Source organism: Bradyrhizobium sp. CCBAU 45384 (genome assembly GCF_028128665.1).
In the GTDB taxonomy this organism is placed as follows: Bacteria; Pseudomonadota; Alphaproteobacteria; order Rhizobiales; family Xanthobacteraceae; genus Bradyrhizobium; species Bradyrhizobium manausense.
Window position 1 is genome coordinate 116939 of record NZ_LBIZ01000112.1, and the last position, 25447, is coordinate 142385.

At 65.1% G+C, this 25447-nt stretch carries 27 protein-coding genes; 5 read left to right on the top strand and 22 right to left on the bottom strand.

Annotated features, from left to right (window positions below; genetic code table 11):
* The first annotated feature begins 254 nt into the window (after window positions 1-254).
* Window positions 255-2069, top strand: a complete 1815-nt coding sequence (mutL, locus tag XH80_RS24005) for a DNA mismatch repair endonuclease MutL (RefSeq protein ID WP_271600678.1) — start codon at window positions 255-257, stop codon at window positions 2067-2069.
* A gap of 112 nt (window positions 2070-2181) precedes the next feature.
* On the opposite strand, the gene rsmD is transcribed toward mutL, so the two are convergent.
* Complete coding sequence (gene rsmD, locus XH80_RS24010) at window positions 2182-2736, bottom strand: 16S rRNA (guanine(966)-N(2))-methyltransferase RsmD (RefSeq protein ID WP_271600679.1); 555 nt, start codon at window positions 2734-2736, stop codon at window positions 2182-2184.
* A gap of 1 nt (window position 2737) precedes the next feature.
* Window positions 2738-4657, bottom strand: coding sequence for a pseudouridine synthase (locus XH80_RS24015; protein WP_271600680.1), 1920 nt, complete (start codon window positions 4655-4657; stop codon window positions 2738-2740).
* Between the two features lie 121 nt (window positions 4658-4778).
* Here XH80_RS24015 and XH80_RS24020 point away from each other — a divergent pair, with 121 nt between their 5' ends.
* Entirely contained in the window at window positions 4779-5237 is a 459-nt protein-coding gene (locus XH80_RS24020; protein ID WP_271600681.1) for a nucleoside deaminase, read from the top strand.
* A gap of 139 nt (window positions 5238-5376) precedes the next feature.
* Here the strand turns inward: XH80_RS24020 and XH80_RS24025 are convergent, their stop codons facing one another.
* The 7 genes from XH80_RS24025 to XH80_RS24055 all read right to left on the bottom strand — a co-directional run bounded on the left by XH80_RS24025 (window position 5377) and on the right by XH80_RS24055 (window position 11452).
* Window positions 5377-6279: an alpha/beta fold hydrolase gene (locus XH80_RS24025; RefSeq protein WP_271600682.1), complete on the bottom strand. Its 903-nt coding sequence runs from the start codon at window positions 6277-6279 to the stop codon at window positions 5377-5379.
* A 200-nt stretch (window positions 6280-6479) separates the two neighbouring features.
* A complete protein-coding gene (gene purD / locus XH80_RS24030; protein WP_271600683.1) occupies window positions 6480-7763 on the bottom strand; it encodes a phosphoribosylamine--glycine ligase in 1284 nt (427 codons plus the stop codon).
* 232 nt (window positions 7764-7995) lie between these two features.
* On the bottom strand, window positions 7996-8946 hold the full coding sequence (locus tag XH80_RS24035; protein ID WP_271600684.1) for a hypothetical protein: 951 nt from the start codon (window positions 8944-8946) through the stop codon (window positions 7996-7998).
* Between the two features lie 100 nt (window positions 8947-9046).
* Window positions 9047-9856, bottom strand: coding sequence for a hypothetical protein (locus XH80_RS24040; protein WP_271600685.1), 810 nt, complete (start codon window positions 9854-9856; stop codon window positions 9047-9049).
* Entirely contained in the window at window positions 9853-10422 is a 570-nt protein-coding gene (locus tag XH80_RS24045) for a hypothetical protein (RefSeq protein ID WP_271600686.1), read from the bottom strand. The genes XH80_RS24040 and XH80_RS24045 overlap by 4 nt, the downstream gene beginning before the upstream one ends.
* A gap of 516 nt (window positions 10423-10938) precedes the next feature.
* Entirely contained in the window at window positions 10939-11259 is a 321-nt protein-coding gene (locus XH80_RS24050; protein ID WP_271600687.1) for a hypothetical protein, read from the bottom strand.
* Between the two features lie 4 nt (window positions 11260-11263).
* Window positions 11264-11452: a DUF3606 domain-containing protein gene (locus XH80_RS24055; protein ID WP_271600688.1), complete on the bottom strand. Its 189-nt coding sequence runs from the start codon at window positions 11450-11452 to the stop codon at window positions 11264-11266.
* Between the two features lie 158 nt (window positions 11453-11610).
* On the opposite strand from XH80_RS24055, the gene XH80_RS24060 reads away from it, so the two are divergent.
* Entirely contained in the window at window positions 11611-12177 is a 567-nt protein-coding gene (locus XH80_RS24060; protein WP_271600689.1) for a hypothetical protein, read from the top strand.
* Window positions 12178-12632: 455 nt separating this feature from the next.
* Here XH80_RS24060 and XH80_RS24065 read toward each other — a convergent pair whose 3' ends face one another.
* The 5 genes from XH80_RS24065 to XH80_RS24085 form a co-directional block, all read right to left on the bottom strand.
* Window positions 12633-13073: a hypothetical protein gene (locus tag XH80_RS24065; RefSeq protein ID WP_271600690.1), complete on the bottom strand. Its 441-nt coding sequence runs from the start codon at window positions 13071-13073 to the stop codon at window positions 12633-12635.
* Window positions 13074-13588: 515 nt separating this feature from the next.
* A complete protein-coding gene (locus XH80_RS24070; protein ID WP_271600691.1) occupies window positions 13589-13888 on the bottom strand; it encodes a winged helix-turn-helix domain-containing protein in 300 nt (99 codons plus the stop codon).
* Window positions 13888-14442, bottom strand: coding sequence for a hypothetical protein (locus tag XH80_RS24075; RefSeq protein ID WP_271600692.1), 555 nt, complete (start codon window positions 14440-14442; stop codon window positions 13888-13890). The genes XH80_RS24070 and XH80_RS24075 overlap by 1 nt, the downstream gene beginning before the upstream one ends.
* Before the next feature lie 11 nt (window positions 14443-14453).
* Window positions 14454-15044, bottom strand: a complete 591-nt coding sequence (locus XH80_RS24080; protein WP_271600693.1) for an inner membrane-spanning protein YciB — start codon at window positions 15042-15044, stop codon at window positions 14454-14456.
* A gap of 34 nt (window positions 15045-15078) precedes the next feature.
* Window positions 15079-16089, bottom strand: a complete 1011-nt coding sequence (locus tag XH80_RS24085; protein ID WP_271600694.1) for an alpha/beta hydrolase — start codon at window positions 16087-16089, stop codon at window positions 15079-15081.
* A 136-nt stretch (window positions 16090-16225) separates the two neighbouring features.
* Between XH80_RS24085 and xseA the strand changes: the two genes are divergently transcribed.
* Window positions 16226-17845 (top strand): exodeoxyribonuclease VII large subunit, encoded by a 1620-nt coding sequence (gene xseA / locus XH80_RS24090; RefSeq protein ID WP_271600695.1) that lies wholly within the window; start codon window positions 16226-16228, stop codon window positions 17843-17845.
* A 218-nt stretch (window positions 17846-18063) separates the two neighbouring features.
* On the opposite strand, the gene XH80_RS24095 is transcribed toward xseA, so the two are convergent.
* Together XH80_RS24095 and XH80_RS24100 are read right to left on the bottom strand one after the other, a co-directional pair.
* Window positions 18064-18237 (bottom strand): hypothetical protein, encoded by a 174-nt coding sequence (locus XH80_RS24095; RefSeq protein WP_271600696.1) that lies wholly within the window; start codon window positions 18235-18237, stop codon window positions 18064-18066.
* A gap of 19 nt (window positions 18238-18256) precedes the next feature.
* Window positions 18257-19087 (bottom strand): dienelactone hydrolase family protein, encoded by an 831-nt coding sequence (locus XH80_RS24100; protein WP_271600697.1) that lies wholly within the window; start codon window positions 19085-19087, stop codon window positions 18257-18259.
* A gap of 209 nt (window positions 19088-19296) precedes the next feature.
* On the opposite strand from XH80_RS24100, the gene XH80_RS24105 reads away from it, so the two are divergent.
* A complete protein-coding gene (locus tag XH80_RS24105) occupies window positions 19297-19524 on the top strand; it encodes a DUF2093 domain-containing protein (RefSeq protein WP_271600698.1) in 228 nt (75 codons plus the stop codon).
* Between the two features lie 222 nt (window positions 19525-19746).
* On the opposite strand, the gene lpxK is transcribed toward XH80_RS24105, so the two are convergent.
* The 6 genes from lpxK to XH80_RS24135 all read right to left on the bottom strand — a co-directional run bounded on the left by lpxK (window position 19747) and on the right by XH80_RS24135 (window position 25294).
* On the bottom strand, window positions 19747-20763 hold the full coding sequence (lpxK, locus tag XH80_RS24110) for a tetraacyldisaccharide 4'-kinase (protein ID WP_271600699.1): 1017 nt from the start codon (window positions 20761-20763) through the stop codon (window positions 19747-19749).
* A complete protein-coding gene (locus XH80_RS24115; protein ID WP_271600700.1) occupies window positions 20756-22114 on the bottom strand; it encodes a 3-deoxy-D-manno-octulosonic acid transferase in 1359 nt (452 codons plus the stop codon). Before XH80_RS24115 ends, lpxK begins: the two co-directional genes overlap by 8 nt.
* Window positions 22077-22790, bottom strand: coding sequence for a lysophospholipid acyltransferase family protein (locus XH80_RS24120; RefSeq protein WP_271600701.1), 714 nt, complete (start codon window positions 22788-22790; stop codon window positions 22077-22079). The genes XH80_RS24115 and XH80_RS24120 overlap by 38 nt, the downstream gene beginning before the upstream one ends.
* The gene (locus tag XH80_RS24125) at window positions 22787-23035 is read right to left on the bottom strand and encodes a DUF4170 domain-containing protein (RefSeq protein WP_057741752.1); all 249 of its coding nucleotides are present in this window, start codon (window positions 23033-23035) and stop codon (window positions 22787-22789) included. The genes XH80_RS24120 and XH80_RS24125 overlap by 4 nt, the downstream gene beginning before the upstream one ends.
* A 62-nt stretch (window positions 23036-23097) precedes the next feature.
* Window positions 23098-23910 (bottom strand): 3'(2'),5'-bisphosphate nucleotidase CysQ, encoded by an 813-nt coding sequence (locus XH80_RS24130; RefSeq protein WP_271600702.1) that lies wholly within the window; start codon window positions 23908-23910, stop codon window positions 23098-23100.
* Window positions 23897-25294: a TldD/PmbA family protein gene (locus XH80_RS24135; protein ID WP_271600703.1), complete on the bottom strand. Its 1398-nt coding sequence runs from the start codon at window positions 25292-25294 to the stop codon at window positions 23897-23899. Before XH80_RS24135 ends, XH80_RS24130 begins: the two co-directional genes overlap by 14 nt.
* Between the last annotated feature and the right edge of the window lie 153 nt (window positions 25295-25447).

A 25447-nucleotide genomic window follows, 5' to 3' on the forward strand; every position in this document is an offset into this window, starting at 1 on the left:
CCGTTCCCCACGCCGTTCGTCTGGACCGGACCGCGCCATCGCGCAAAGAGCTGAACGGCGCGTTCGCGATGCAATCCCGACCGTGTGGTCATCGTTTAGGGATTTCGCGGCGCTTTCGCGGAATCGTGCTCCTCATATGCGGCGGCAAGGAACACGCGCGTGCGGAAAATCCAGATCTGATATGTGGGTAGCGGGACTTATCCCATGCATTTGCGTTCCGGCGGGGATAAACTGCGCCGTCATTGAGCGAATCCATGCCCGTCCGCCAGCTTCCAGAACAGGTCGTCAACCGCATCGCCGCCGGCGAGGTGGTCGAGCGCCCGGCGAGCGTGGTCAAGGAGCTCGTCGAGAACGCCATCGATGCCGGCGCGAGCCGGATCGACGTCTTCACCGATGGCGGCGGCCGACGGCGGATCGGCATTACCGACGACGGCAGCGGCATGACCGCGAAGGACCTCGCGCTCGCGGTCGAGCGCCACGCGACCTCCAAGCTCGACGACGAGGATCTGCTCCAGATCCGCACGCTCGGGTTCCGTGGCGAGGCACTGCCTTCGATCGGCTCGGTGGCGCGGCTCTCGATCACGACGCGGCATGCCAGCGAGCCGCATGCCTGGGCGCTCACTGTCGAGGGCGGCGAGAAGTCCGAGATCATGCCGGCCGCGCTCGCGCACGGCACCCGCGTCGAGGTCAACGACCTCTTCTACGCGACGCCGGCGCGGCTGAAATTCCTGAAGACCGATCGCACCGAAGCCGAAGCGATCCGCGAGGTGGTGCGACGCCTCGCGATGGCACGGCCTGACGTCGCCTTCACCCTCGCGGGCGAAGAGCGCGTGCCTGTCACCTGGGCCGCCGCGCTGCCCGGCGCGGCCGGACGGCTGACCCGGCTTGGCGACATCCTGGGCGCTGAGTTCCGCAGCCATGCCTTCGAGGTCCATGCCGAGCGCGACGGCGTCGTCGTCGCCGGCTATGCCGCGGCCCCCGCGCTGACCAAGGCCAATGCGCTCGGGCAATATCTCTTCGTCAATGGCCGGCCGGTGCGCGACAAGTTGATCCTGGGGGCGGTACGCGGCGCCTATGCCGATTATCTGCCGCGCGACCGCCATCCGGTGCTGGCGCTGTTCGTGACGCTCGACCCGCGCGAGGTCGACGCCAATGTGCATCCGGCCAAGACGGAGGTGCGCTTCCGCAATGCCGGTCTCGTGCGTGCGCTGATCGTGCACGGACTGAAGGAAGGTCTCGCGCGCGAAGGACGCCGCACCGCGGCCAATAGCGGCGAGAGCGCCTTGTCCTCGTTCCGTCCCGCCTTCACGCCGCCACGACCGGCAAGCTGGGACTGGCGAGCTTCGCCGTCTGCACCGGTTGCTTCGATGCCGACATTCGACGGCTCCGCCGCGCCCGCTTTCGCCGAGCGCGCGCAGGCTGCGTTCGATGTCGGTGCGCCGAGCGCTGATGTGCGGTTCGACGCGCAGCCTGTCGCCGATCTCGTCGACCGCCCGCTCGGCGCGGCGCGCACGCAGCTGCATGAGACATACATCGTGTCGCAGACCCGCGACGGTCTGATCATCGTGGACCAGCACGCCGCGCATGAGCGGATCGTCTATGAGCGCCTCAAGGCGTCACTCGCCGAGAACGGCGTGCAGAGGCAGATCCTGTTGATCCCCGAAATCGTCGAGATGGACGAAGCCACGGTCGAGCGGCTGCTCGAGCGCAGCGAGGAGCTTGCTTCCTTCGGTCTCGCGATCGAATCCTTCGGCCCCGGCGCGGTCGCGGTGCGCGAGACGCCCTCGCTGCTCGGCAAGACCAATGCGGGCGGCCTCTTGCGCGATCTCTCCGAGCACATGGCCGAGTGGGACGAGGCGCTGCCGCTCGAACGCCGCCTGATGCATGTCGCTGCCACCATGGCCTGCCACGGCTCGGTCCGCGCCGGCCGCAGACTGCGGCCCGAGGAGATGAACGCACTGCTCCGCGAGATGGAGGAGACGCCGAACTCCGGCCAGTGCAACCACGGCCGGCCGACATACGTGGAGCTGAAGCTTGCAGATGTGGAGAAGCTGTTCGGGCGGCGATAGGCCGACGGTCTCGTAGGGTGGGCAAAGGCGCAACGCGCCGTGCCCACCATCTTTTCCGTGATCGAGATAGGTGGTGGGCACGCTTCGCTTTGCCCACCCTACAACAGCGAGGCTACGGTCTCTTCAAGAACACGAACTCCGTGTCGTCATACGCCCGCCGCTCCAGCTCTTCAAAACCCTCCGGCGTCGTGAACTGCGCGGCCTTCGCCTCCTCCACCACCAGCAGCGCGCCGGGCGTCAGCCAGCCGCCATCGCGCAAGCTCGCGAGTGCCTTCTCCGCAAAGCCCTTGCCGTAGGGCGGGTCGAGAAACACCAGCGAGAACGGCTCGACGGGATGCGCGGGGCCGAGGTCGGTCGCATCGCGGCGATAGACTTTGGTGACACCACCAAGGCCGAGCGACTCGACGTTGTTGCGCAGCAGCGCCCGCGCCTCCGCGCCGTTGTCCACGAACAGCGTGAACTTCGCACCGCGCGAGGACGCCTCGATGCCGAGCGCTCCGGTGCCGGCGAAGAGGTCAAGCACGCGCGCGTCGGGAATCGGGTCGTCATAGGCGTGCACGAGGATGTTGAACACGGATTCGCGCAAGCGATCCGCCGTGGGACGGATGTCGCGCGAAGACGGTGAAGCGAGATTGCGCCCCTTCAAGCGACCGCCGACGACACGCAAGCTAGTCCTCCCGCGGCGTCAGATCGCGCTTGCCGTGATAACCGCGCTTGGGACGGCGCGGCGGGCCGTAGCCGCTCGCCTCTTCCTCGTTGCGCTCGCGCGCCTCCTCGCTCCCGGTGCGCTGCACCAGCACGCGGCGGCCCTTGCGGTCGGCGATCACGGCGCGCTTGGACGTCTTGGGGCCGGATGCATCACCCTCGGCAGGTTTCTTCGGTACGTCGAACTGCGCCCCCGACTTCTCGATCACCTTGTCGCCGAGCTGCTCGCGCAATACGCGCGCGCGGACTTCCTCGACCTGGCCCTCGGGCACTTCGCCGAGCTGGAACGGGCCGTAGGACACGCGGATCAGACGGTTCACCTCGAGCCCGAGATGGGCGCAGACATTGCGCACCTCGCGGTTCTTGCCTTCGCGGATCGCGAACACCAGCCAGACATTGGCGCCCTGGTCGCGCTCCAGCGTCGCCTCGATCGGACCGTATTTCACGCCGTCGACCTCGATGCCGTTCTTGAGCTGGTCGAGCTGCGCCTGGGTGATGTCGCCATGGGCGCGAACGCGGTAGCGCCGCAGCCAGCCGGTGTCGGGCAGCTCGAGCGTGCGCGCGAGACCACCATCATTGGTGAGCAGCAGCAGGCCCTCGGTGTTGAAGTCGAGCCGGCCGACCGAGATCAGGCGCGGCAGGCCTTCGGGCAGATTGTCGAACACGGTCGGACGACCCTCGGGGTCGTCATGCGTCGTCATCAGCCCGCGCGGCTTGTGATAGAGGAACAGCCGCGTGCGTTCGCGCTCCGGCAACGGCTTGCCGTCGACCAGAACGACATCGTTCTTGGTGATGTCGAGCGCCGGCGAGTTGATGACGCGGCCGTTGACGGTGACGCGGCCCTGCGTGACCATCTCCTCCGCATCGCGGCGCGAGGCGAGACCCGCACGTGCCAGCGCCTTGGCGATGCGTTCGCCGGCCTTCTTGGGCTTCGGCGCCTCTTCGCGGCGCGGACGCCCCTCGAAATCACGCTCGCGCTCGCGATAGGCGCCGCGGCCGCCGAAGGCCGGACGCTTCTCGAAGATGCGGCCGTCGTCCTCGTTGTCGCGGCGCGGACGGTCGCGGAAGCGGCCTTCGCTGCGCGGATGCTCCTGCCAGTCCATGCGGCCTTCCGGCCGCTCGCGCGGGCGATCGAATTTCGGACGCTCTCGGAACGGACGGTCGCCCGACCCACGATCGTCTCGCGAGCGCGAGAAGCGCGGACGGTCTTCGCCGCGGCCGCTGTCGCGACGATCATCGCGCTGACGCCAGGGTTTTTCCTCGCTGCGATCGCGGCCGCCGAAATCCCTATCGAAGGACTTGCGCGGACGGTCGCCATGTGGGCGATCGTCGCGCTTCTGCCACGGCTTTGAATCGCTGCGCTCGCCGCGGTCGCGCGAAAACTTCCGCTCGCCGTCGAACTTGCGTTCCGGACGGTCGCCGCGCGGCCGCTTGTCGCCGAACTTCTTGTCGCCGAAGCGACCGGCGGGACGCGCATCGTCGCGATCGCGGCTGCGCGGCGGACGGTCGTCGCGGCCATAGGACGGACGATCTCCGCGCGGCTTGAAGGAGCGCTTCTCGCCATCGCGCGATCCACGATCGGAGAAGGGGCGGTCGCCGCGCGGCTTGAAGCTGCGCTCGCCGCGGCCCTCGCTGCTGCGATCGTCGCGCTTGAAGCGGGGACGGTCGGAAAAATCGCGGCGCGGGGCGTCGCTCTCCTCGCGGCGGCGGAAGGGGCGGCTGTCGCGGTCGCCGCGGGGCGGGCGGCTGTCGCGATCGCCCTTGCCCTCAAAACCGCGCTTGGCGAATTTCTTCTCGGGGCCACGGGGCTTGCCGCTGCGGCCGCCTTTGGGCGGGCCTCGCCGGCCGCGGGAATCGTTGTCTTTGTCGCTGTCGCGAGGCATGAATAATCTCACTTACGGGGGTGGCCAGACGCATTGTGCGCGCTCGTTTCGAGCCGCATGCTCAGGCAAATCAGGGTAAAGCACTTCTGCTGAAGGCGCAGCTACTAGCAGGTTTCTTCGGATGATACGAGGCTTGAAAGCCCCCTCCTTCATGGATTTGGCGCTCAAAACGGCCGAAAATGCCGGAAAGGCGGGCGAAGTTCCGATCGGGTGCGTGGTGGTCCGAAATTACGAGGTCATCGCCACCGCCGCCAACCGGACGCTGACCGATTACGACCCCACGGGCCACGCCGAGATCGTTGCGCTGCGCGAGGCGGCGAAGAAGATCGGCAGCGAGCGGCTGATCGACTGCGACCTCTACGTGACGCTGGAGCCCTGCACCATGTGTGCGGGCGCGATCTCCTTTGCAAGGGTCCGCCGGCTCTATTACGGCGCGGCCGACCCCAAGGGCGGCGCGGTGGAGTCAGGCGTGCGGTTCTTTGCCTCCCCAACCTGCCACCACGCTCCGGACGTCTATTCCGGGGTCGGCGAGAGCGAGGCGGCGCGGCTGCTCAAGGAGTTCTTTCGCGAGCGGCGTTAGGGGATACGCACTCCACTGTCATGCCCCGGCTCGACCGGGGCATCCAGTACGCCGCGGCCTGTCGATCGATCACGGCCGTCACGGAGTACTGGATCGCCCGGTCGAGCCGGGCGATGACAGGTTGTGGCGGGCAGCGACGCTAAGCCAAGAAGAAGTCCTGCAGCGCCTTGGCGGTCACGTCGGGGTTCTCCTCGGTGAGGAAGTGGCCGGAGTCGACCGGCATGCCGTCGACGTTGGTGGCCCATTGCTTCCAGATGTCGAGCGGGGTCGCGGCGGCCTGGGCGATGCCGGCGTTGCCCCACAGCGCCAGCATGGGCACGGTGATCTTCTTGCCGGCTTCGAAATCGGCCTTGTCGAGGTCGTAGTCGATATAGGCGCCGGCGCGGTAGTCCTCGCACATCGCGTGAATGCGGGCGGGATCGCGGAACGGGGCGATGTAGTGCGCAAGCGCGCGCGGATCGATCGCATCCAGATTCTTCGACTTGGTCTGGCTCGCCATCTTGAAGCGCAGGAAGAATTCGCCTTGTCCCGAGATCAGCGTCTCCGGCAGCGGCGCGGGCTGGGCCAGGAACGTCCAGTGATAGATCTTCAGCGCGTAGGCGCGGTTCATCCGCTCCCAGTAATTATAGGTCGGCAGGATATCGAGCACGGCGAGCTTCGACAGCCGGCCGGGATGATCGAGCGCGAGCCGATATGACACGCGGCCGCCGCGGTCGTGGCCGGCCAGCGCGAAGTGGACGTGGCCGAGGCGCTCCATCATCTCGACCATCGCCTTCGCCATCGCGCGCTTGGAGTATGGCATGTGCAGCGCATCGCTCTCGGGCATGTCGGACCAGCCATAGCCGGGCAGGTCGGCGATGATCAGCGTGAACGCGTCGGCGAGCGCAGGCGCGACGCGGTGCCACATCACATGCGTCTCGGAGAAGCCGTGCAAGAGCAGCAGCGGCGGCCCCTTGCCGCCGACGCGGGCGAAGATGCGGCCGAACGAGGTGTCGGTCCATTCGGAGGCGAAGCCGGGATAGAGGTCGGCGAGATCGGACATCTTCTGCATCCTTGTCTGGTCAGTCGCGGGGGCCCGACACACCAAAAGTCGAAAACAACCCCATGCACAGTAGCGGTATTATCAGCGGGGCGGCTAACCCCATCTGCTGATTGCGCATTTCTGCAATGTCGAGATGGGGCCCACAGCTCGAGATTCCGGATCGGCGCGCGTGGCGCGCGCCGATCCGGAATGACACAAGGCTAGCTGCGCGCCTTCTCAGCTTCCACAGCCTGCCAGCCGATGTCACGGCGGCAAAAGCCCTCCGGCCAGCGTATCAGGTCGACCGCCTGATAGGCGCGCGCCTGTGCCTCTGTCACGGTCGCGCCGAGCGCGCAGACATTGAGCACGCGGCCGCCATTGGCGAGGATGGCGCCGTCCTTCGCGACGGTGCCGGCGTGGAAGATCTCGACGGTGTCGACCTTGGCCGCGTCATCGAGCCCCTCGATCTCAGTGCCCTTCTGATAGTCGCCGGGATAGCCTTTGGCTGCCATCACCACCGTCAGTGCCGACTCCGGATACCAGCGCAGGTCAAAGTTCTTCAGCTGGCCGTCGCAGGCCGCAAGCAACGCCGGCACGATATCGCTCATCATGCGCAGCATCAGCACCTGGCATTCAGGATCGCCGAAGCGGACGTTGAACTCGAACAGCTTTGGGCCCTGCGTCGTCAGCATGATGCCGGCGTAAAGCACCCCGCGGAACGGCGTGCCGCGCTGCTTCATGCCCGCGACCGTCGGCAAAATGATTTTCGCCATGATCGCGTCGTGGATCGCGGGCGTGACCAAAGGCGTCGGCGAATAGGCGCCCATGCCGCCGGTGTTCGGGCCGACGTCGTGGTCGAACACGCGCTTGTGGTCCTGCGCGGAGGCAAGCGGGATGGCGGTCTCGCCGTCGCACAGCGCGAAGAAGCTGATCTCGCGGCCCGCCAAAAATTCCTCGATCACGACCTCAGCGCCGGCCTCGCCAAAGGCGCCCTCGAACATCATGGCGATGGCGTCCTCGGCCTCGCGCACGGTTTTGGCGACAACGACGCCCTTGCCGGCGGCAAGTCCATCGGCCTTGACCACGATCGGCGCGCCCTGGCTGTGCACGTAAGCGAGCGCATCGCTGGCGTTGGTGAAGCGCTGGTAGGCGCCGGTGGGAATGCCGAACTCGGTGCAGAGCGCCTTGGTAAAGCCCTTGGAGCTTTCGAGCTGGGCCGGGATCTTGTTCGGCCCGAACGCCTTGATGCCGGCGGCGGCAAGGTCATCGACGATGCCGGCCGCCAGCGGCGTCTCCGGGCCGACCACCACGAGCTCGACCGCGTTCTTTTTGCAGAAATCGATCACGGCGGCATGGTCGGCGACATCGAGCGCCACGCATTCCGCCTCGCGCGCGATGCCGGCATTGCCGGGCGCGCACCAGAGTTTGGTCACCAGGGGAGAGGCTGCGATCTTCCACGCCAGAGCATGTTCGCGGCCGCCGGAACCAAGCAGGAGAATGTGCATCGAAGGCTCTGAAAATGAGGGTGTTGCTGGGGGCGGAGGTCGCACGAATCTGGGTGGGGCTCAAGGGGGTGGCCTAGGACTCCCGCTCATTCCGGGCGCGACGGCTGAGGCGCGAGCCCGGCTAGGGCGGCAGCCTTTCGCTCTCTTCGCGAGTTACAGCCCAGCTGCTGAGGGCAAAACCACCAAAGCGAGACCGCGAAGGCTGTCCCGACGGTAGCTACGTCGAGAAGTTCTAGTCGTCCTTGCCGAGCTTATAGTCGCAATAGCTGCAAAAGTCGTGATTGTCCCAGGCGACGTTGTTGGGCGTCAGCGATGCTTCGCACAGAGAGCATTCGCCGAGCTCAAGCTGGCACCAGGCGCAGCCGTTCTCCTCGTCGTACATAACGTATGTCTCGCAACCGCATTCCGGGCAGGTGTCCAGCACTACCTCACCCCCGTCCTTAACAGCTACGTAATTATGCCCCGCGAAATGCTCCTTGAGCGCAGTCTCGATCAGCGCTTCCGCTTCGAAGTCCTCACCGCACTGGCGGCAAGTTGCATCGGCGTGATCATAGATCGTGTTCGCAGGATCTTTCTGATGGACCAGCCGCGAACCGCACGTGGGGCAAACGCGCTCAGCATTCGCCACAGCATTCGACTTCCAATCGACGTTATCGAAGCTCGCAACACATTCGGCGAGTTCCTGATCGTAGACGGCCTTCACCTCCAGCATAATATCCCAGCACTTACCCAAATGCTTGGCGGGCTCCTCGTGCAACTGCTTGAACATGTCCACGACCACAGGGAACGCGCGTGCAATAGCCTCACGGACCTTCTTGCCACTGGCGTTGGTGTAGTAGTGCTCCATGTCGTTGCGGATCTTGTTTAGGTCCGCTAGAGCGCTCTTGTCGATCTTGAGGCCGAACAGCTTGAAGCGGTCACCGATCTCGGCAAAGTCAACGGTTTTGTTGCTTGCCTCATAGGTCACGCCGCCCTTTCCGTCCGGTACAGGAACGAATTTCGAGCCGATAACGGCTTTGACGTCGGCCTTTGGCGCCGCCCGCACGAGGACTTCTTTGGAAATGAGCAGGGTGCCAGCGTAGAAATTCCGGACAGCCGAAAGTGCCCGCTTCGGGTCATTGTGCTGGTAATCTTCGATACCAAGCTGAATCGATTGAATAGCGTTATCAAACAATGTGTTCATGAGCGCGCGGCCTCCCGGCCGCAAGTAGAACGACTGTATAGAACGTAGGGAACCCAGGCCGCAACGGCAAGTAGACGACACGGACGGAACGTCACCGGACTTAAATCTCCAGAATTTCGTGGAGGATGGCGACGATGTACCTTTTGATTTGGAGAACAGCCTTGCGTTCCGTTCCAACATGGGCCGCGACAGAGGATCGGTCGTACACCGCGCGAAAGAGGCTCCCTACCAGTTCATCAATCGTCAAGGCCGTCTGCTCCGGCACGACCCCTGACGATTTGCTCTCGCCCCTCGCCTTGCGGATGAAGCGAACCTTTTGCTTCATCGTAGGGCCTTTTCTGTCTGGCTCGCGCTTATATCCATCGGACGCCTCGACATCGGCGTCAGGGGCAAGATGATCCAATGTTTCTCGGAACGCCTCGCGTAGTTCTAGTGCGGGACCGCGAAACGAGACCCGATCGTCGTCCGCTAAGTCGGCGACTGCCTGACGGAATGAGAGAGCGGCAGACGGTACGAGTCCCTCCAAGGTCTCGATGATGCGCTGGTCCTCGTTGGTGATGCCGACCTCCACCTTGACCGATCGCCCGCGATCCCTCTCCAATTTGGCGACCACATCAGGGGAAATCTCCCGAAGCACGCGGAACGCGGCTGCGTACTTCGATTTCGCACTCTCGGCCTCGGCGAGCCGAATCAGGGTTTCGAACTCATCTGACAAAAGCTGAGCTTCTTCTTCGAGCCCAGCGCCGATAAGCCCGAGGTGCAAGTTCTGAAAGAACGACTGTCCCAGGCCGCGAGCTTCCTCCCGCAGCGGAATTGACTTAACCCTAGCGTTGGGGACGCGATTGATCTTCTTTTGGACCTTTGAAGCTTCTGATATGAGCGCCCGCCAATCATCGACGGTATCGCTCATCGCTTGCCTTTCTTTACTGGCTTCTTGACCGGTCGGCGCGTCGCTTTCGCGCCGGCGTCCTTGCTTGGCAGCTTATGGGCCACGAGATTATGCCCGACCGAGTTAAGCCTATATTGGCCGCGCTCTAGAGCGTTGAGGTACCCCGCGTTCTTAGCGTTAGTGAGCGTCATGCTCCCGGTGGCCGTCGGCAGCTCGAAATCAGCCTGGATGAAATAGGGCTTGATGTCCTCCGGCGTAATGTAATCACGCCGCTCTGCCGGGGGCGCAAGCTGCGCAAGATAATAAGCCATGACCGCCACCTTCTCGTTCATCGTCTTTGGCGACTTAAGAGCTGCGAACGACCTGATGTCCTGCCCCGGTTGATCAGGGACGGGCGGCGTGGCCGGGGTTATGGGCGTGGGCGGGCTCGGCGAACCGGAATGATGTATTGGAGCCGGTGCCGCGCCAAGCGATATACCAAGGCGCTTCATAACGAAGTCCAGCGCGTGCTCTCGGGCCTCCTTGTCGAGAGGGGTCAGTGCCTCCATCAGTGTAGAAATTGCCTTTACGACCTCGTCCTCAGCCATGCCTACCCCCGGTCAATAAAAAAGCCGAGACATAGTCTCGGCTAAAAACCTCAGGTAGCAGATTCATCCCGGATAGGCTACCGAACGTTGTCAGCTTTCAACTGCTCCCGGATGTACTGATCCCGCCGCTATACGACCTCGGCTGTGACGAACACGAGGCAAATCAGCTTTAGGGTGGGTTGAGCCCTTACGAAACCCACCACACTTGTTTCCACGAAGCGTCCGCCGAGTTCACTGACCGCGCGGCATCCGCGGCGGCGACGGCGAAATTGTTTCAGGGCTCGTCGCTTCGCGACGCCTGCTCTTCCCTTCTCCCCTTGCGGGAGAAGGTGGCATAGGCGGTCTACGGCCGCCCTATTTGAGAACGCCGAAGCGAAACTTCGGCTATGGCGCCGGATGAGGGGTCTCTCTCCACGGAGAGACCTTTGATGAGGAGCGAACCCTCACCCCCTGAGTCGGGTTTACCGTCGTGGCTGCCCTCTCCCGCAAGGGGCCAGGGCACAGCCATGCCGCATCTCACCGGCGGAGCCATCCAACCGCGTTGGCGCGCAGGGAGAGCAGCCAATTCCAGAGGCGGGCGAACCAGGGCAGCGTGAGGAGTTTCGGCCGGACGATCCTGAACAGTCTTTCGACCAGAAACAGGCTAGCCGCGTAGGCGCACACGATGACGGCGATGCCGGTGATCCAATGCCCTTCACCCGTGATCGCTACGGCAGCGAGCTTCAGGGGCTCGACGATACTGGCCGGGATGAGAAGCAGCACCAGGGATTGGTAAGGCCCCAATCCCTCGATGTGGCGACGCAGCCACGATGGCTGATGTGACGAGGGCGGCGACACCGGACTATCGCCCCAGCCTCTTCTCCACCTTCTTCCTGGTGTTGCCGACTTTTCTGACCGCCTTCTTGACGGCCGAGGCCGATCGTCCTGATTTCCTGGCCTCGTATTGGACCTCGTAATCCTGCCCGCCGGCGACGCGGCTGCGGTCCTGCCTGCGCCCGCGGGCGGTTTGCTTCTTTGCCTTCTTCGCCATGACACTCCTCCTCATGGCGCAACGCAGGAATGAGTCGCCCGGTTCCGGGAGCCTTTCCCGCTTTGATGACCGCGCGATGCAAGACGCGCTGCTCGCGGCGAGAGGCGAATTGGAACGACCGGACAGCGGACGGCTTGATGGCTCAAAGGAGTGCCATCATGAACATCTCCCGTTTTGCGCTCGTCATGGCCCTTATCATTCCCTGCTCGGCGTTCGCTCAAGGCGGCGGCGGAGGTGGTGGTGGCGCTGGAGGCGCGGGCGGAGCATCATCTTCGGCCGGCGGCGCGGCAGGCGGAGCCTCCTCGGCCGGAAGGGCGGGTGCAGCCGCGACATCTCCATCCGGTTCGGTCGGGACTGGTGTCGCGGGGACGGGTGCAAATGCCAACGCGACGACCGCACCTGGCGCTAACGCACCTGACCTCAACAATGGACCGACCACCGGAAACGTTGCGGGCGGCAATTTCAACAGCCCCTCGCCCGCCCAATCAGGTGCAAATCTTCCAACGGGCAGCGGCAACGGACTGACAACGGGAGCGGCGCCCGGCACGAACACGGCCGGCACGGCGGCCCCATCGGGTTCTTCGCCCGCGAACGCGCAAGCCACGGCCCCTGCGGGCGGCATTGGCAGGCCGATGACGACGGACGAAAAGGGCAGTGACGACAAGATCGATCAAGAGAACAACCGCGCCGACAAGATCGTGGGGAAGATTTGCAAAAACTGCTGAACTGCACCTTGTGCATCGCTTTCATCGCAGCACTTGTGTTGAATGAGCCTGCCGAGGCCAGACACCACAGGCAGCATACGCATCCCGTCGCTTCAGCGACAGGCGAACCCAACTCCCCGAAACTTGCCGTGGATTCGCCTCGCGATCCCGCCGACAAAGCCCTGGAGAAGAAGATCAAGAGCATCTGCCGCGGCTGCTAGGCGCAATGCGATTGGGGTGACAGTGCTGGACTGCACTCCCCCTCCCTGTCATTCCGGGGGCGCAAAGCGCGGGCTATGGTGCGCAATTGCGCACCTGAGAATCCATCGGGCCCCTGCGTCGGTGGATGAATGGATTCCGGGCTCGTCGCTTCGCGACGCCCCGGAATGACGGCGGAGAGAGGCGTGCCGCGCGAACGGGGCGAAGCTGCTCTCCCCTTCTCCCCCTTGTGGGAAAAGTCCGGCGCTGGAATGCTCTCAGAACGGCTCCGGCACGACGTCGACCTCGTAAACGATCCGGCCCGTGTACCATCCGTTGGTGTGCGGATTGAGCCAGCGTCGCTCGACGGTGAAGCGGTCATGGCCGACTTTGTTGCCGCGATAGGAAATCCGGTAGTCATTTGCACTGACCTGCCCGAGCTTCGGGCTCTCGACAATCCTGTTCGAATAATGGCCACCCAGGCTGTGTCGATTTTCGATGCACCAGGGACGTTGATCCGGCTTTCCGGCGATGTGCGCCCGACCCACCGACGCGACGACAATCTTGAGCGTTTCGGTGACGGTCTGACCGTCGCTTAAATTCGATCCTGAAAACCAGCAATAGGCCGCTTGCACAGGTGAACAGAAAAACGGAAGCAGAGATAGCGCGAACAAAACCTTGACCAACAGAGTCCCCCATCCACGAAAATGTTCAGTCATCTTCCATCTGCAGGATAAAGGTGATTTTTGTCCAGCTCAACCTAAGAGGGTTTCTTCAGGCTTGGAATTGCGCTGACAGTGCACAAAATTCCGAAGCCAACGCATCTGTTGACCCCGTTGAGTGCACTGGCACCGTAGTCCCTGTCATTCCGGGGCGCGCGTAGCGCGAGCTATGGTGCGCAATTGCGCACCTGAGAATCCATCGGCCCCCAGCGTCGGTGGATGAATGGATTCCGGGTTCGTCGCTTCGCGACGCCCCGGAATGACGGAAGAAAGTGGGTCGAGCCTGCTTGAGCGCAAGTCTGAAATTGCTTCGGCGCGCCGGGTGTTCAACTCATCTCGCCCGCGACGATCTCTTACCGTCACCCTGAGGTGGCCGCTTCTTCAGCGGCCCTCGAAGGGCGACGCCCCTGCTGCATCCGGCCGTTCATCCTTCGAGGCTCCCGGCACGATGCTGTTGCATCGCGCCGCTCGCACCTCAGGATGACGGAAGAGTCTGTCGATGCTTCGCACTGCTACCCCTGCTTCCCCGCAATGATCTCCTGCAGCGTCGCCACATGCCGCGCGAAGGCGCCGCGGCCCGCCGCGGTGGCGGTCACCGTCGTCTGCGGCTTCTTGCCGACGAAGGCTTTCTCCACCGAGACGTAGCCGGCCTTGGCGAGGGTCTCGATATGGGCGCCGAGATTGCCGTCGGTGGCGCCGGTGAGTTTTTTCAGGCGGGCGAATTCCAGGCCTGCGGCAACCGGCAGTGCGTTCAGGGCCGCCATGATCTTCAGCCGCAAGGGCTGATGGATGATGTCGTCGAGCTCGGCCATCAGATCCGCCGCATCCAGAGGCCGCCGAGGATCAGGCCGCCGCCGTTGACGAAGGCCATCCAGAGCGGGAAGGCCGCGCCGATATAGAAGAAGCCGATCAATGTCAGCGCGGTAATGACAAGGCCGATCGCGACGAAGGCGGTGCCGAACCAGAGGCCCGCCAGCATGTAGAACAGCATGAAATAGAGCGGCCAGAACGTGCCCTGCTGGCGCGGGCCGAAATGGCCGATCACGCTGGTGCAGAGATAACCGAAGGCGAAGAACAGCACGAAGACCAGCAGCAGCCTGATATCGAAGGCGGGGCCATAGGCGTGATGCGGCGGATTGAAGACGCGAAGCGCTACGAGACCCGCGACGCCCACGACATCCACCGCAATCCAGGCGTAGCCCGCATAGAGCGGCCACGCCCAAGTTACCAGGTTGCCGGCAAAGACCAGAACGCCCCACCAGATCGCCGCGAGGCTCGCCAGTTCGTAGAGCCGCGATTGCCGCACGCGCTGGACGATGTCATCGATCTCGGCCAGCGCTTTGGAGGCCTCTTTGCTGTCGATCATGGCTGTCACCATCAACCCGGTATCACCGCAACATCGTCGGCGCGAGCGGCGGCACGCCGGCGGCGCGCAACGGCGATGGTGCGCATAGCTGCGTAGCTGATCAGGAACATCACGGCCTTGCTGACGATGCCATAGATCGACATGGCCGCCGACCAGGTCGCGACGTCGACATTGAGGGCCACGATCACGTTGAGCGCGGCAGAGAAGAACATCAGGCCCGACCAGGCGTAGCCGACGATGATGGCGATGTCAGGCACCAGCTCGATCGCCACGGGCGGCAGATAGCGGTTCATCCAGCCGCGCTTCAGCATCACGATTCCGACGATGACGTAGATGACGCTCGGCTTGATCATGACGAAACGCGGATCGTTGGTGATGAGCGTGACGGTGCCGGCGCCGAGCACCAGAAACAGGCTCATCCATTGCATGATGTCGATCGGCTTTCTGCGCGCGAACTGCCAGCCGATCTGGGCGAGGCCCAGCGCCATGCCGAGCACGACCGACAGGGTTACATTGTGGGTCAGCAGATAGAGCACGAGAAAGAACAGCGTCGCCGCCATGTCGAGCAGCAGCAATTTTCCGGCCTCAAACAGGTTCTTCATGGCTGTCTCCGCGGGCCGCCGAAACTGGATCGCATCATGACTGCCCCGCCCCTCTGGTCGCCACGTCCTCGGCGATCGCATTGACGGCCTTCGGATGGGTGACCATGCCCATATGGTTGACGCCGTCGATGATCTTGACGTCGATGGAGGGTTTGATGGCCTGCACGACTTCCGCATATTTGGCTGAGATCATCATCTCGTCGTCGCCGCCGCCGAAGATCATCATCGGATGCGTCACATTGGGCAGATCGAGGCGATAGCCGTGCGTGGCGAAATTGCGCATCAGGCGGTCGGAATAAGTCGCCGTCAAAATCCGCTCCGAATTCGGCGGCACCGCGAAGGCGAGCACCGGCAGCTGCGCGCAGCAATCGATGCCGAGCTTGCGCAGCGCGGTGAGGCCGAGGAAGCGCGGGATATCGGCATTGGCCCAGCCGCCGGAATGCTCGACATTGGTCGGCGCGTCATAGCCGAGATAGGGCGCGACCAGCACGGTGCGGACGAACAGGTCCTGGATGATCGGCGTCGCAGCAATGCGCAGCGAGAAGCCGGCGCCGGCGGAATGGCCGATCAGCGTGAGCGGCAGATCCGGGGCACTTTTGCGGACATGGGCGACGAAATCGACGAGGTCGTCCTCGAGCTGGCCGACATAGCCGATATCGCCGCGCGTGCCCGAGGCGCCATGGCCGCGGGTGTCCAGCGCCCAGGTCTCGACGCCGTGCGCGGCGAGCGCCGCCGTGAGCGCGTGGTTGACCGTGCCGGAGGAGCCGGACGAGCCGTGGATGAAGATCGCGCCGCGACCGGTGTCCGCCCCCTTCGGCTGATAGTGGCGGAAGCCGAGCCAGGTGCCGTCGCGGGCCTGAAAACGCTCCAGCGGCGGCAAAGTGGACCAGTCGATGCCCTTGGCGGAGTCCGAGACCGAGCGCAGCTCGGGAGGCCGCTGCAGCGGTGTCGCGACGAGTGCGGTGAAGACCAGGGCGACGGCGCCGACCGCGCACAGGCCCCATTTGAGCAAGCCCAGCAACCCTCGCAGCAGCCGCATCGCCATGGTCGAACTCCCTCATTGGAACATCAATAGAGAACTCTATATTACAGAGTACTCTTGCGATCAAGAGCCGGATTCGCGCTTGCTGGCGAAAATCCTTAACGTCCTGATGACCCCAACATGCCGAATCGTTTGCCAGATGCCGCCTGCGGAACAACTTCACAACGCGCCTGAATTCACCGTTTCCGAGCTGTCCCAGTCGCTGAAGCGGACGGTGGAGGACACCTATGGCCATGTCCGGGTCCGCGGCGAGATCTCCGGGTTCCGCGGCGCCCATTCCTCCGGCCATTGCTATTTCGCGCTCAAGGACGAGAGCGCCAAGATCGAGGCGGTGATCTGGAAGGGCGTGCACGGCCGCATGCGCTTCAAGCCCCAGGAGGGGCTCGAGGTGATCGCGACCGGCAAGCTCACCACCTATCCGGGCTCGTCGAAGTACCAGATCGTGATCGAGGCGCTGGAGCCGGCCGGCATCGGCGCGCTGATGGCGCTGATGGAGGAGCGCAAGAAGAAGCTCGCCGCCGAGGGCCTGTTCGACGAGGCGCGCAAGCAGCTTTTGCCCTGGCTACCCGAGGTGATCGGCGTCGTCACCTCGCCGACCGGCGCGGTGATCCGCGACATCCTGCACCGGCTCGAGGACCGCTTCCCTCGCCGCGTGCTGGTGTGGCCGGTGAAGGTGCAGGGCGAGGGCTCGGCCGAGCAGGTCGCAGCCGCGATCCGCGGCTTCAACGCGCTGCCTGAAGGCGGCAGGATTCCGCGGCCCGACGTGCTGATCGTCGCGCGCGGCGGCGGCTCGCTGGAGGATCTCTGGTCGTTCAACGAGGAGATCGTGGTGCGGGCCGCGGCCGAGAGCATGATCCCGCTGATCTCGGCCGTAGGCCACGAGACCGACATCACGCTGATCGATTTCGTCGCCGACAAGCGCGCGCCGACGCCGACGGCGGCCGCGGAGATGGCGGTGCCGGTGCGCAGCGAATTGTTCGTCGAGGTCGCTGATCTGGCGCGGCGCACGCGCGCCTATTGGCAACGTGCGCATGAAAGCCGGCGCAGCGAGTTGCGCGCGGCTGCGCGCGCGTTGCCGGCGGCCGGCGATCTGCTGGCGATCCCGCGGCAGCGGCTGGATTCGGCGGGCGCGTCGCTGCCCCGCTGCCTCAAGGCGAATACGCATGCGCATTTCCGCAGGTTCACGGCGGCGGGTTCAAAACTGACATTGCGAGTGCTGCATGGCCAGATCGCGCAGGCCGGGCACCGGCTCACCGTCTGCGGTGAGCGGCTCGGCCTGTCGGCGCGCTCGCTGTTGCGGCGGCGGCGCGACCGCTTCGCCGGACTTGAAGTGCGGCTGCGGGCCTCGAAGCTCTCCAACGCGCAGGCCCAGCGCAATGCGATTGCCCGCCAGCGCGAGCGTACGCAGCGGTTCTCCGAACGTGCGGGCCGCGCGCTGGTGACGTTGCTGCAGCGGCTCGACGCCCGCGTCGAGAACAGCGGCAAGCTGCTCTCCGCGCTGTCCTATCGCGGCGTGCTCGCCCGCGGCTTTGCCTTGGTGCGCGATGATTCAGGGCATCCGCTGCATTCGGCCGACGCGATCGGGCCCGGTGCACGCGTCGAGATCGAGTTCGCGGATGGCCGCGTCGGTGCGACCGCGGATGCCGATCGGCCGGCGGTGGCGAGGCGTGCGCCGGTGCAGCCGAAGGCTGCGGCGCAGGAGACAAAGCCGGCACCGAGGCGCGTGGCCAAGCCGGTGGATCAGGGCAGTTTGTTCTGAGGGCTGCTCGCGAGCTCTCTCATCCTCGTCATTGCGAGCGTAGCCCATTCAGACCCGTCATCCTGAGGTGCGAGCTGCGGGACGCGCAGCATCGCGCAGGGAGCCTCGAAGGATGAATGGCCGCGATGCAGCCGGGCCGTCGCCCTTCGAGGCTCGCTGCGCGGCGCGATGCGCCGCACGGCGCGCACCTCAGGGTGACGGTGATGGATTAGCCCGCTTCAGCGGCAGGACAGTCCCGCGTCCATCGTGGTCCAGAAGCCGCAATGTTCCGGGGCGAGCTGGGGCGAGCCGGCGTGGGCTTCGAACAGGAAGATCGCGACGGTGAAGACGGCGAGGGCCGATGAGAAGATGACGATGCGATTGCGCATGGTGATGCGTTTAGCTGACATCATGGTCGAACTATGGCACCGATCACCGCGCCAGCCACTCCGCGACTTCCTTCTGCGACTCCGCGCGCGCCACCGAATCGGTTCCGAGATGACCGTGCTCGGGAACGGCGGCATCAGGGCTGGCGCTAGCTGCGTGCAGCGGCGTGTTGGCGCGGTCGAAATCGTGATAGGCGCCGGGATAGACCACGATGCGCGCGAGCGCGCTGCGGCCATGGGCGCCGTCCACCATCTGGCGGCAGGCCGGGGGCGAGGAGACGTCGTCATTGGCGCCGATCAGCAGCAGCGTCGGCACCCGCGTGCTCCAGCCGAGACCGGCCGAGATCCGGCAATCCGGATAGAACGCGATCGCGGCGCGGAAGTCCGGGCCCGCATCGCGCGCGGCGGCTTGCGGCCGCACCGCCCAGAGCAGCGCACTGGCGCCATTGGCCCAGCCGATCAGGCTGACACGGTCGCGGGCCACCCAGGTCTGCTTCATCAGCCAGGCGCGTGAGGCCGCGATGTCGGTGACACGCTCGCGCCGCGCCTTGACGTGGATGTCCTTGACGCGGCATTGCGGCCCGAGCTCGCGCGAGCCATAGCTGTCCGGAAGCAGCACTGCATTGCCCGCCTTGAGCAGGCGCTCGGCCCAATCGCGATAGCGCGGCTGGACGGAATCGGAATGACTGCCGAGGCCGCCGCAGCCGTGCAGCGCGATCACGGTCGGAAACGGCCCCTCGCCCTCGGGCTTGAACAGCTGCGCATGCAGGACGCCGGACGACAGCGGAATCTCGACCGCTTGCGGCGCAGGCGCCGGCGCGGCCTGCGCGGCCGACATCAGCAGTGCCAGGAACAGGGCGGAAGTTAAGGCGCGCATCGGACTCTGTCGCAGGAGGTGCCGCACGGCCTCCAGAATTATCATGCGGTAACGGCGGCAAAACATCACAAACCGGTGGGTTTAACGGGCGGACAAGCCGTCCTATCTATGCTAGGTCAGGTCCAACACATCGTGCCCTCCAGGGTTCACCCATCAGGGGTTGCCCTAAAGGTATTCCTGGAAGCGGCCTCCCACGGAGACTTTCGACCGTGCTGAACAAGTTCGGCCCCTCGGGCCATGGCGAAGCCCAGGTGCAATATCTCGACGGCGATTTCCGCGTGATCTCGCCCGGGACTTTCGTACGCTGCGCTGTGACCGACACGCGGATTCCGCTCGACGAATTGAAGTACTGGAGCGTGGACCTGCAAGAGGCCTACGCCACGCCCGCCGCCGTGCTGCAGCGGCATTTTCCCGGCGCGCCGAAGCCGCAGACGTAAGGCGCCGTTGTTTCATCGACGTCTCCTGGATCGTGTCGGATCGATAGGAGTTTCCCGATGAATGTTGCCTGAATGGCAGGTCGGGTCGTCGGCTGAATAGCGAGGTGCCGTAGGGTGGGCAAAGCGTAAGCGTGCCCACCAGCTGTCTCCGAACGCAACAGATCGTGGGCACGGCGCAAGAGCGCCTTTGCCCACCCTACGAGATCAGTGCCGGTGGCAAGATCATCGCGTGCTGAAGCGGCGCTCGCGGGCCTTGTAGAGATGATCGCTGATCAGCTGCTTGAGCCTGGCCGGATCGTCGAATTCGAGCGCTACCTTGAACGGCACGATGCCGTCGGGCACGCCATCAATGCCGCGCAGGCGCGCGAGATCTTTTTCCGTCGTCACCAGGGTGAGCTGCCCGGCTTTCGCGTCGGCCGCGAGCGCGGCGAGCTCGTCGCGCGAGAACATGTGGTGATCGGCGAAGGGACGCGTGCGCGCGACGTCGATGCCGCCAGTGCGAAGGGTGCGGAAGAAACGCTCGGGATCGCCGATGCCCGCGAAAGCGAACACCGGCTTGCCCTGCAGTCTTGCAACCGAGCCCGCATCGGGCTTCAGCCGCGCGCGCAGCACCGGCTTGCCACGTTTGGCAAGCTCAGACGCGACATCGTCCGCGGCATGGCCGTCGCCGATCAGCACCAGCGCGTCGGTGCGCGAAAGCTGTGGCTTGAGCGGCGCGCGCAGAGGCCCTGCCGGAAACACGCGGCCGTTGCCGAGGCCGCGCTCGCTGTCGATCACGATCAGCGAGGCATCCTTCAAGAGGTTTGGATTCTGGAAGCCGTCGTCCATCAGGATCACGGTGGCGCCTTGCGACTTCGCCAGCGCGACACCGTCGAGGCGGTCGCGCGCGACAGCGACCGGCACGTCGCGCACCATCATCAAGGGCTCGTCGCCGACCTCAGTGGCGGTGTGACGCATCCGATCGACCATGACCGGGCCGCGCAAGCGCCCGCCGTAACCGCGGCTGAGCACGACCGGGCTCTCGCCAAGCTCGCGCAGCAGCTTGGTCAGGGCCAGCACGGTCGGCGTCTTGCCGGCGCCGCCGACATGGTAATTGCCGACGCAGAGCACGGGGATGCCGGCGTCAAATCCACTGCGCGCCATGCGGCGCGCGGTGATGGCGCCATAGAGTGCGCCGAGCGGGCTGAGCAGATGCGACTTCGGAGAGCGCGGCCGGTACCAGAAGGCCGGCTCACGCATTGGCGGCTCCCATCTCGATCCGCAACTGCATCAGATACGGCTCGAGCGCCGCCATGGTGCGATCGAGCGCGCCGCCGAGCTGCTCGACCACGCCGCTTCCCGCGCGCTGCATCTTGTCGCGCACGCTTGGCTCGGCCAGCAACAGGCCGAGCTGCTTCGTCAGCGCCTCCTGCGTGTCGACCTGGCGCGCACCGCCGCTCTGGTCGAGGGCCGCATAGAGTTCGCTGAAATTGGCAACGTTCGGGCCGTGGACGATGGCAGCGCCAAGCTTGATCGCCTCGATCGGGTTCTGGCCGCCCTCTCCCACCAGCGATTTGCCCATGAACACGATCGGCGAGAGGCGATAGAACAGGCCAAGCTCGCCCATGGTGTCGGCGACATAGACATCGGTCGTCGCCGCCAGCTGCTCGTCGCGCGAGCGCAGCGCCGGCTTCAGGCCCGATGCCGCGATCATGCCAACGATCGATGAGCCGCGATCCGGGTGCCGCGGCACGATCACGGTCAAGAGCTGCGGGAAGATGCCGACGAGGCTGCGATGGGCCGCGACAAGCATCTCGTCCTCGCCCGGATGGGTCGAGGCCGCGACGATGATCGGCCGGCCGCGCGTCATCGTCATCAGCCGTTCGAGCTTGGCGGGATCTGCCGGCGGCGCCGGCACGTCGAGCTTGAGATTGCCCGTGGTGACGACGTCACGGCCGCCGAGCGCGGCGAAGCGTTCGGCATCGGTCTTCGACTGCGCGAGGCAGATATCAAAGCGCGACAGCAGCGCCGAGATGGTGCCGTGCATCCGCCGCCAGCGCGGGAAGGAGCGCGGCGACATCCGCCCGTTGATCAGCACCATCGGCACGCGGCGCGCCGCGCCGGCCAGGATCAGGTTCGGCCACAGGTCGGATTCGATGAACAGCGCCAGCGACGGCTTCCAATGGTCGAGGAAGCGCGCGACATAGCGCGGGGAATCATACGGCACGTATTGATGGATGACGTCGGGCGGAAAGCGTTTTGCCACCACGGCCGCCGAGGTGACCGTGCCCGACGTGAGCAGGATGCGCAGGTTGAGATCGCGCAGGCGCTCGATCAGCGCCGCCGCGGCCAGCACCTCGCCGACGCTGGCGCCGTGGATCCAGACCAGCGGGCCGTGCGGCCGCACGTCCCTGCTGAGCCCCCGCCGCTCGCCGACGCGCGCGGGGTCTTCCTTGCCTTGCCGCAGCCGCCGCTTGATCAGCGCAGGCGCGAGCGGCACGAGGCTCGTCGTCAGGCGCCGATACATCCGCAGCGTCATTGGCAGCGACTTGGGAAGCGCGTGGGGCAACGAGCTAGCCATCTGCAGGCCCCTTGCGGCCGAGCTGCGCATAGGCGCGGCTGGTGGCTTCGTTCAGCGTGTCTTCCAGTTCCTGCCGCAGCTCTTCCATCTTCGCGGCATCAGCGTCTGCGGGAACGCGGATTTCCTTGATGCCGACCAGGACGCCCCGGCCGAACGGCAGGTTGATGGTGGTGCGGTCCCAGTTCCTGAGCCGGATGAAGCGGCTGGTCGCCATCGCAAAAGGCATGATCGGCCGCCCCGATTCCCGTGCCAGCATGATGATGCCGAGGCCGGCCACGCGCGAACGCTTGGGGACATCGGCGGTCAACGCGACATTACAACCGTCTTGCAGCGTGTACACCATTTCCCTGAAGGCGCCGACACCACCCTTGCGGTGGAACGCGCCGCCGTGATCCCCGGACCCCCTGATGGTGCCGATGCCGAGCCGCTCGGCGGCAACCGCGTTGAACTCGCCGTCGCGGTGGCGGGAGATCAGCACCTTGGCGCGGTACCAGTCCTTGTTCTTGATGAACGGGGTGAGGAAATGCTGGCCGTGCCAGAACGCGAAGATCGCCGGCATCTGCGGCTCGACCAGCTGATAGACGTCAGGCGGATCGAACGTGAACCTGTTGGTCCGCCACACCAGACGCAGATATTCGGCCGCCAGGACCCCGACGGCACGCTGAAACCAGCTGCTTCGCAGCGTATTGCGAAGCAGTTTTTTCAACGCGCCGGCTTCGTTTCTTGATTCGGGTCGAGCAGCCGGTGCAGGTGGACGATGAAATAGCGCATCTGCGCGTTGTCGACCGTGCTCTGCGCCTTGGCGCGCCAGGCGACGTGGGCGGACGCATAGTTCGGGTAGAGGCCGACGATCTCGACCTCGTCGAGATTCTTGAAGGTGTTGTGCTCGAGGTCAAGCAGCTCACCGCCGATGACGAGGTGAAGCAGTTGTTGCGGGGCACTATCTGACATGAGTTCGGTTCCTAACAGGCTGCCCGGCAAAGCAGTGGTCGACAAGCACGCCGACGGGCGCTTCAGGGCAAGGGACGATTGCGAAAATGCGCGACAATGCTCGCATGACGATCGCGTCCCGCTGCCACCAGCACCCCGTGCGTCACTTCCCGGCGATTATAAAGGATGGGACCTCCAGAGAGGTCGCTCATCCTACCATCCGCTTCCTGCACGATCAAATCGGCCGCCGCAAGATCCCAATCATGGCTATTGCCGCCCGCAAAAGCCGCATCCAGGGCGCCATTGGCGACCCGGCACAGCCGTAGCGCGAGCGAACCGATTCGCGGATGCAGCTTGACGTCGCCGACCTTTGCATTGAGTCGCTCGACCATCGGCTTGGGGCCGGCCATGCGGGCGAAGTCGAGCACGGACCCGGGCGTCGCCCGGACCTGATTGCCATTCAGCGTGGTGCCTTGGCCGCGGGCGGCGAAAAAGAACTCGTTCGTCACAGGCGCGTAGACCGCGGCCAGCACCGGCGCTGAAACCTCGACCAGCGCGACGCTGACGCACCATTCGTCATGGCCATTGAGGTAGTTGCGGGTGCCGTCGATGGGATCGACCACCCAGGTCAGCCGCCGCGACAGCCGCGCCTGATCATCGGCGCTCTCCTCCGACAGCCAGCCATAGTCGGGCGTGGCACCGCGCAGGCGCGCTTCGAGCAGATCGTTGACGGCGATGTCGGCTTCCGAGACCGGCGAGGACGCGCCCTTGATCCACTTCTTCAGCGTGGTGCGGAACATCGACTGCGCCAGGCTTCCCGCCTCCCGCACCGTCTCCTGCAGCAGCGCTGCGTCACGCGTCAGTGTCGTCGTGTCGGAAAAGTCAGCGTCCGCCAAGCGTCAGTCCCTCGATGCGCACCGTCGGCGCATTGATGCCGTAGCGGAACTCGAGATTGTTGGCCGGCTGCATCGACTTGAAGATCTCGAACAGATGGCCGGCGATCGTCACCTCGCTGACGGGATAGGTGAGCTCGCCGTTCTCGATCCAGAAGCCGGAGGCGCCGCGGCTGTAATCGCCGGTGACGCCGTTGACGCCGGAACCGATCAGATCGGTGACATAGAAACCTTGGCCGATGTCGGCGATCAGTTCGGCCGGGCTCAGTGTGCCGGCTTCGAGATGCAGATTATACGGCCCTGGCGAGGGCGAGGACGAGACGCCGCGATGGGCGTGGCCTGTCGTGGTGAGACCGAGCTCGCGCGCGGTGGCGCAGTCGAGCAGCCAGGTCGTCAGCACGCCGTCGTCGACCAGCGCGGTCCGCTTCACCGCGACGCCTTCGGCATCGAAGGTCTGCGAGCGCAGGCCGCGCTTGCGCAAGGGATCGTCGATGATGCGGATGTTTTTCGAAAACAGCTGCTGGCCGAGCCTGTCCTTCAGGAAGCTGGTCTTGCGCGCGATCGAGGCGCCGTTGATGGCGCCGACGAGATGGCCGACCAGCGAGCCGGCGACGCGAGGATCGAACACCACGGGCACCTTGCAGGTCTCGACCTTGCGCGGATTGTAGCGCGCCACGGTGCGCTCGCCGGCGGAGCGGCCGACGGCTTCCGGCGACAACAGATCGGCAGCGTGCGGCGCCGAGGTGAAGTCGTAGTCGCGCTCCATGCCGGTGCCTTCGCCGACGATGGCGGTCGCCGAGATGCCCTGGCTGGAACGCAGGTAAGAGCCGTGGAAACCGGTCGAGGTGACGAGCACCATGCCGCCCATGCCCGCGGAGGCGGACGCGCCGCCGGATTTCGACACGCCCTTCACGGCAAGCGCGGCAGCCTCCGCTTCGAGCGCGCGGCGCTCCAGCTCTGATGTTGCGGGCACGTTGGGATCGAGCAGATCGAGATCGGGGAAGTCACGCGCCAGCAGCGCGGGATCGGCGAGGCCGACATATTTGTCATCAGGCGCGACACGCGCCATCGCCACCGCACGTTCCGCGAGCTTGGTGACGGCATCGCCGCTCGCGTCATTGGTCGAGACCACCGCCTGGCGCTGGCCGACCAGCACGCGCAGGCCGACATCGTCGCCCTCGGACCGCTCGGATTCCTCGACGCGGCCGTCGCGCACCTCGACGCCCTGCGAGACGCCGCGCACCGCGACTGCATCGGCCGCATCTGCGCCGGCGCGCTTGGCCGCCTCGACCAGGCGTTGCGCCAGATCCGACAGCGCGGATTGGTCAAACAGGGCGCTGGTGGCTTTGGACTGAAGCGTCGAGCTTGCGGATGGTGAAGAGTTCACAAACGAAATCCTGTTGGGGCGCGCGGGAGGTTTCGGGGCGATCTTAGGCCCTGAACACCAGATGTGCCCAAATGGTGCGGACTTCAAGCATTTTCAGTCCGCAGAAGGCTCAGATTCGCTGCTTTCGCGCAACGTCTCGTCAATCATGCGCGC

What these genes read in the sequence shown, in the direction of transcription:
- XH80_RS24045 (WP_271600686.1), bottom strand. Translation starts at nt 10,422, where the DNA reads ATGGCTGAGGACGAGGTCGTAAAGGCAATTTCTACACTGATGGAGGCA.
- XH80_RS24115 (WP_271600700.1), bottom strand. Translation starts at nt 22,114, where the DNA reads ATGCGCAGCTCGGCCGCAAGGGGCCTGCAGATGGCTAGCTCGTTGCCC.
- XH80_RS24075 (WP_271600692.1), bottom strand. Translation starts at nt 14,442, where the DNA reads ATGATCGACAGCAAAGAGGCCTCCAAAGCGCTGGCCGAGATCGATGAC.
- XH80_RS24055 (WP_271600688.1), bottom strand. Translation starts at nt 11,452, where the DNA reads ATGGCGAAGAAGGCAAAGAAGCAAACCGCCCGCGGGCGCAGGCAGGAC.
- XH80_RS24020 (WP_271600681.1), top strand. Translation starts at nt 4,779, where the DNA reads ATGATACGAGGCTTGAAAGCCCCCTCCTTCATGGATTTGGCGCTCAAA.
- XH80_RS24035 (WP_271600684.1), bottom strand. Translation starts at nt 8,946, where the DNA reads ATGAACACATTGTTTGATAACGCTATTCAATCGATTCAGCTTGGTATC.
- XH80_RS24100 (WP_271600697.1), bottom strand. Translation starts at nt 19,087, where the DNA reads ATGCGCGCCTTAACTTCCGCCCTGTTCCTGGCACTGCTGATGTCGGCC.
- XH80_RS24040 (WP_271600685.1), bottom strand. Translation starts at nt 9,856, where the DNA reads ATGAGCGATACCGTCGATGATTGGCGGGCGCTCATATCAGAAGCTTCA.
- XH80_RS24025 (WP_271600682.1), bottom strand. Translation starts at nt 6,279, where the DNA reads ATGTCCGATCTCGCCGACCTCTATCCCGGCTTCGCCTCCGAATGGACC.
- xseA (WP_271600695.1), top strand. Translation starts at nt 16,226, where the DNA reads ATGCCGCCTGCGGAACAACTTCACAACGCGCCTGAATTCACCGTTTCC.
- XH80_RS24085 (WP_271600694.1), bottom strand. Translation starts at nt 16,089, where the DNA reads ATGGCGATGCGGCTGCTGCGAGGGTTGCTGGGCTTGCTCAAATGGGGC.
- lpxK (WP_271600699.1), bottom strand. Translation starts at nt 20,763, where the DNA reads ATGCGTGAGCCGGCCTTCTGGTACCGGCCGCGCTCTCCGAAGTCGCAT.
- XH80_RS24125 (WP_057741752.1), bottom strand. Translation starts at nt 23,035, where the DNA reads ATGTCAGATAGTGCCCCGCAACAACTGCTTCACCTCGTCATCGGCGGT.
- XH80_RS24070 (WP_271600691.1), bottom strand. Translation starts at nt 13,888, where the DNA reads ATGGCCGAGCTCGACGACATCATCCATCAGCCCTTGCGGCTGAAGATC.
- XH80_RS24065 (WP_271600690.1), bottom strand. Translation starts at nt 13,073, where the DNA reads ATGACTGAACATTTTCGTGGATGGGGGACTCTGTTGGTCAAGGTTTTG.
- XH80_RS24060 (WP_271600689.1), top strand. Translation starts at nt 11,611, where the DNA reads ATGAACATCTCCCGTTTTGCGCTCGTCATGGCCCTTATCATTCCCTGC.
- XH80_RS24080 (WP_271600693.1), bottom strand. Translation starts at nt 15,044, where the DNA reads ATGAAGAACCTGTTTGAGGCCGGAAAATTGCTGCTGCTCGACATGGCG.
- mutL (WP_271600678.1), top strand. Translation starts at nt 255, where the DNA reads ATGCCCGTCCGCCAGCTTCCAGAACAGGTCGTCAACCGCATCGCCGCC.
- XH80_RS24095 (WP_271600696.1), bottom strand. Translation starts at nt 18,237, where the DNA reads ATGATGTCAGCTAAACGCATCACCATGCGCAATCGCATCGTCATCTTC.
- purD (WP_271600683.1), bottom strand. Translation starts at nt 7,763, where the DNA reads ATGCACATTCTCCTGCTTGGTTCCGGCGGCCGCGAACATGCTCTGGCG.
- XH80_RS24015 (WP_271600680.1), bottom strand. Translation starts at nt 4,657, where the DNA reads ATGCCTCGCGACAGCGACAAAGACAACGATTCCCGCGGCCGGCGAGGC.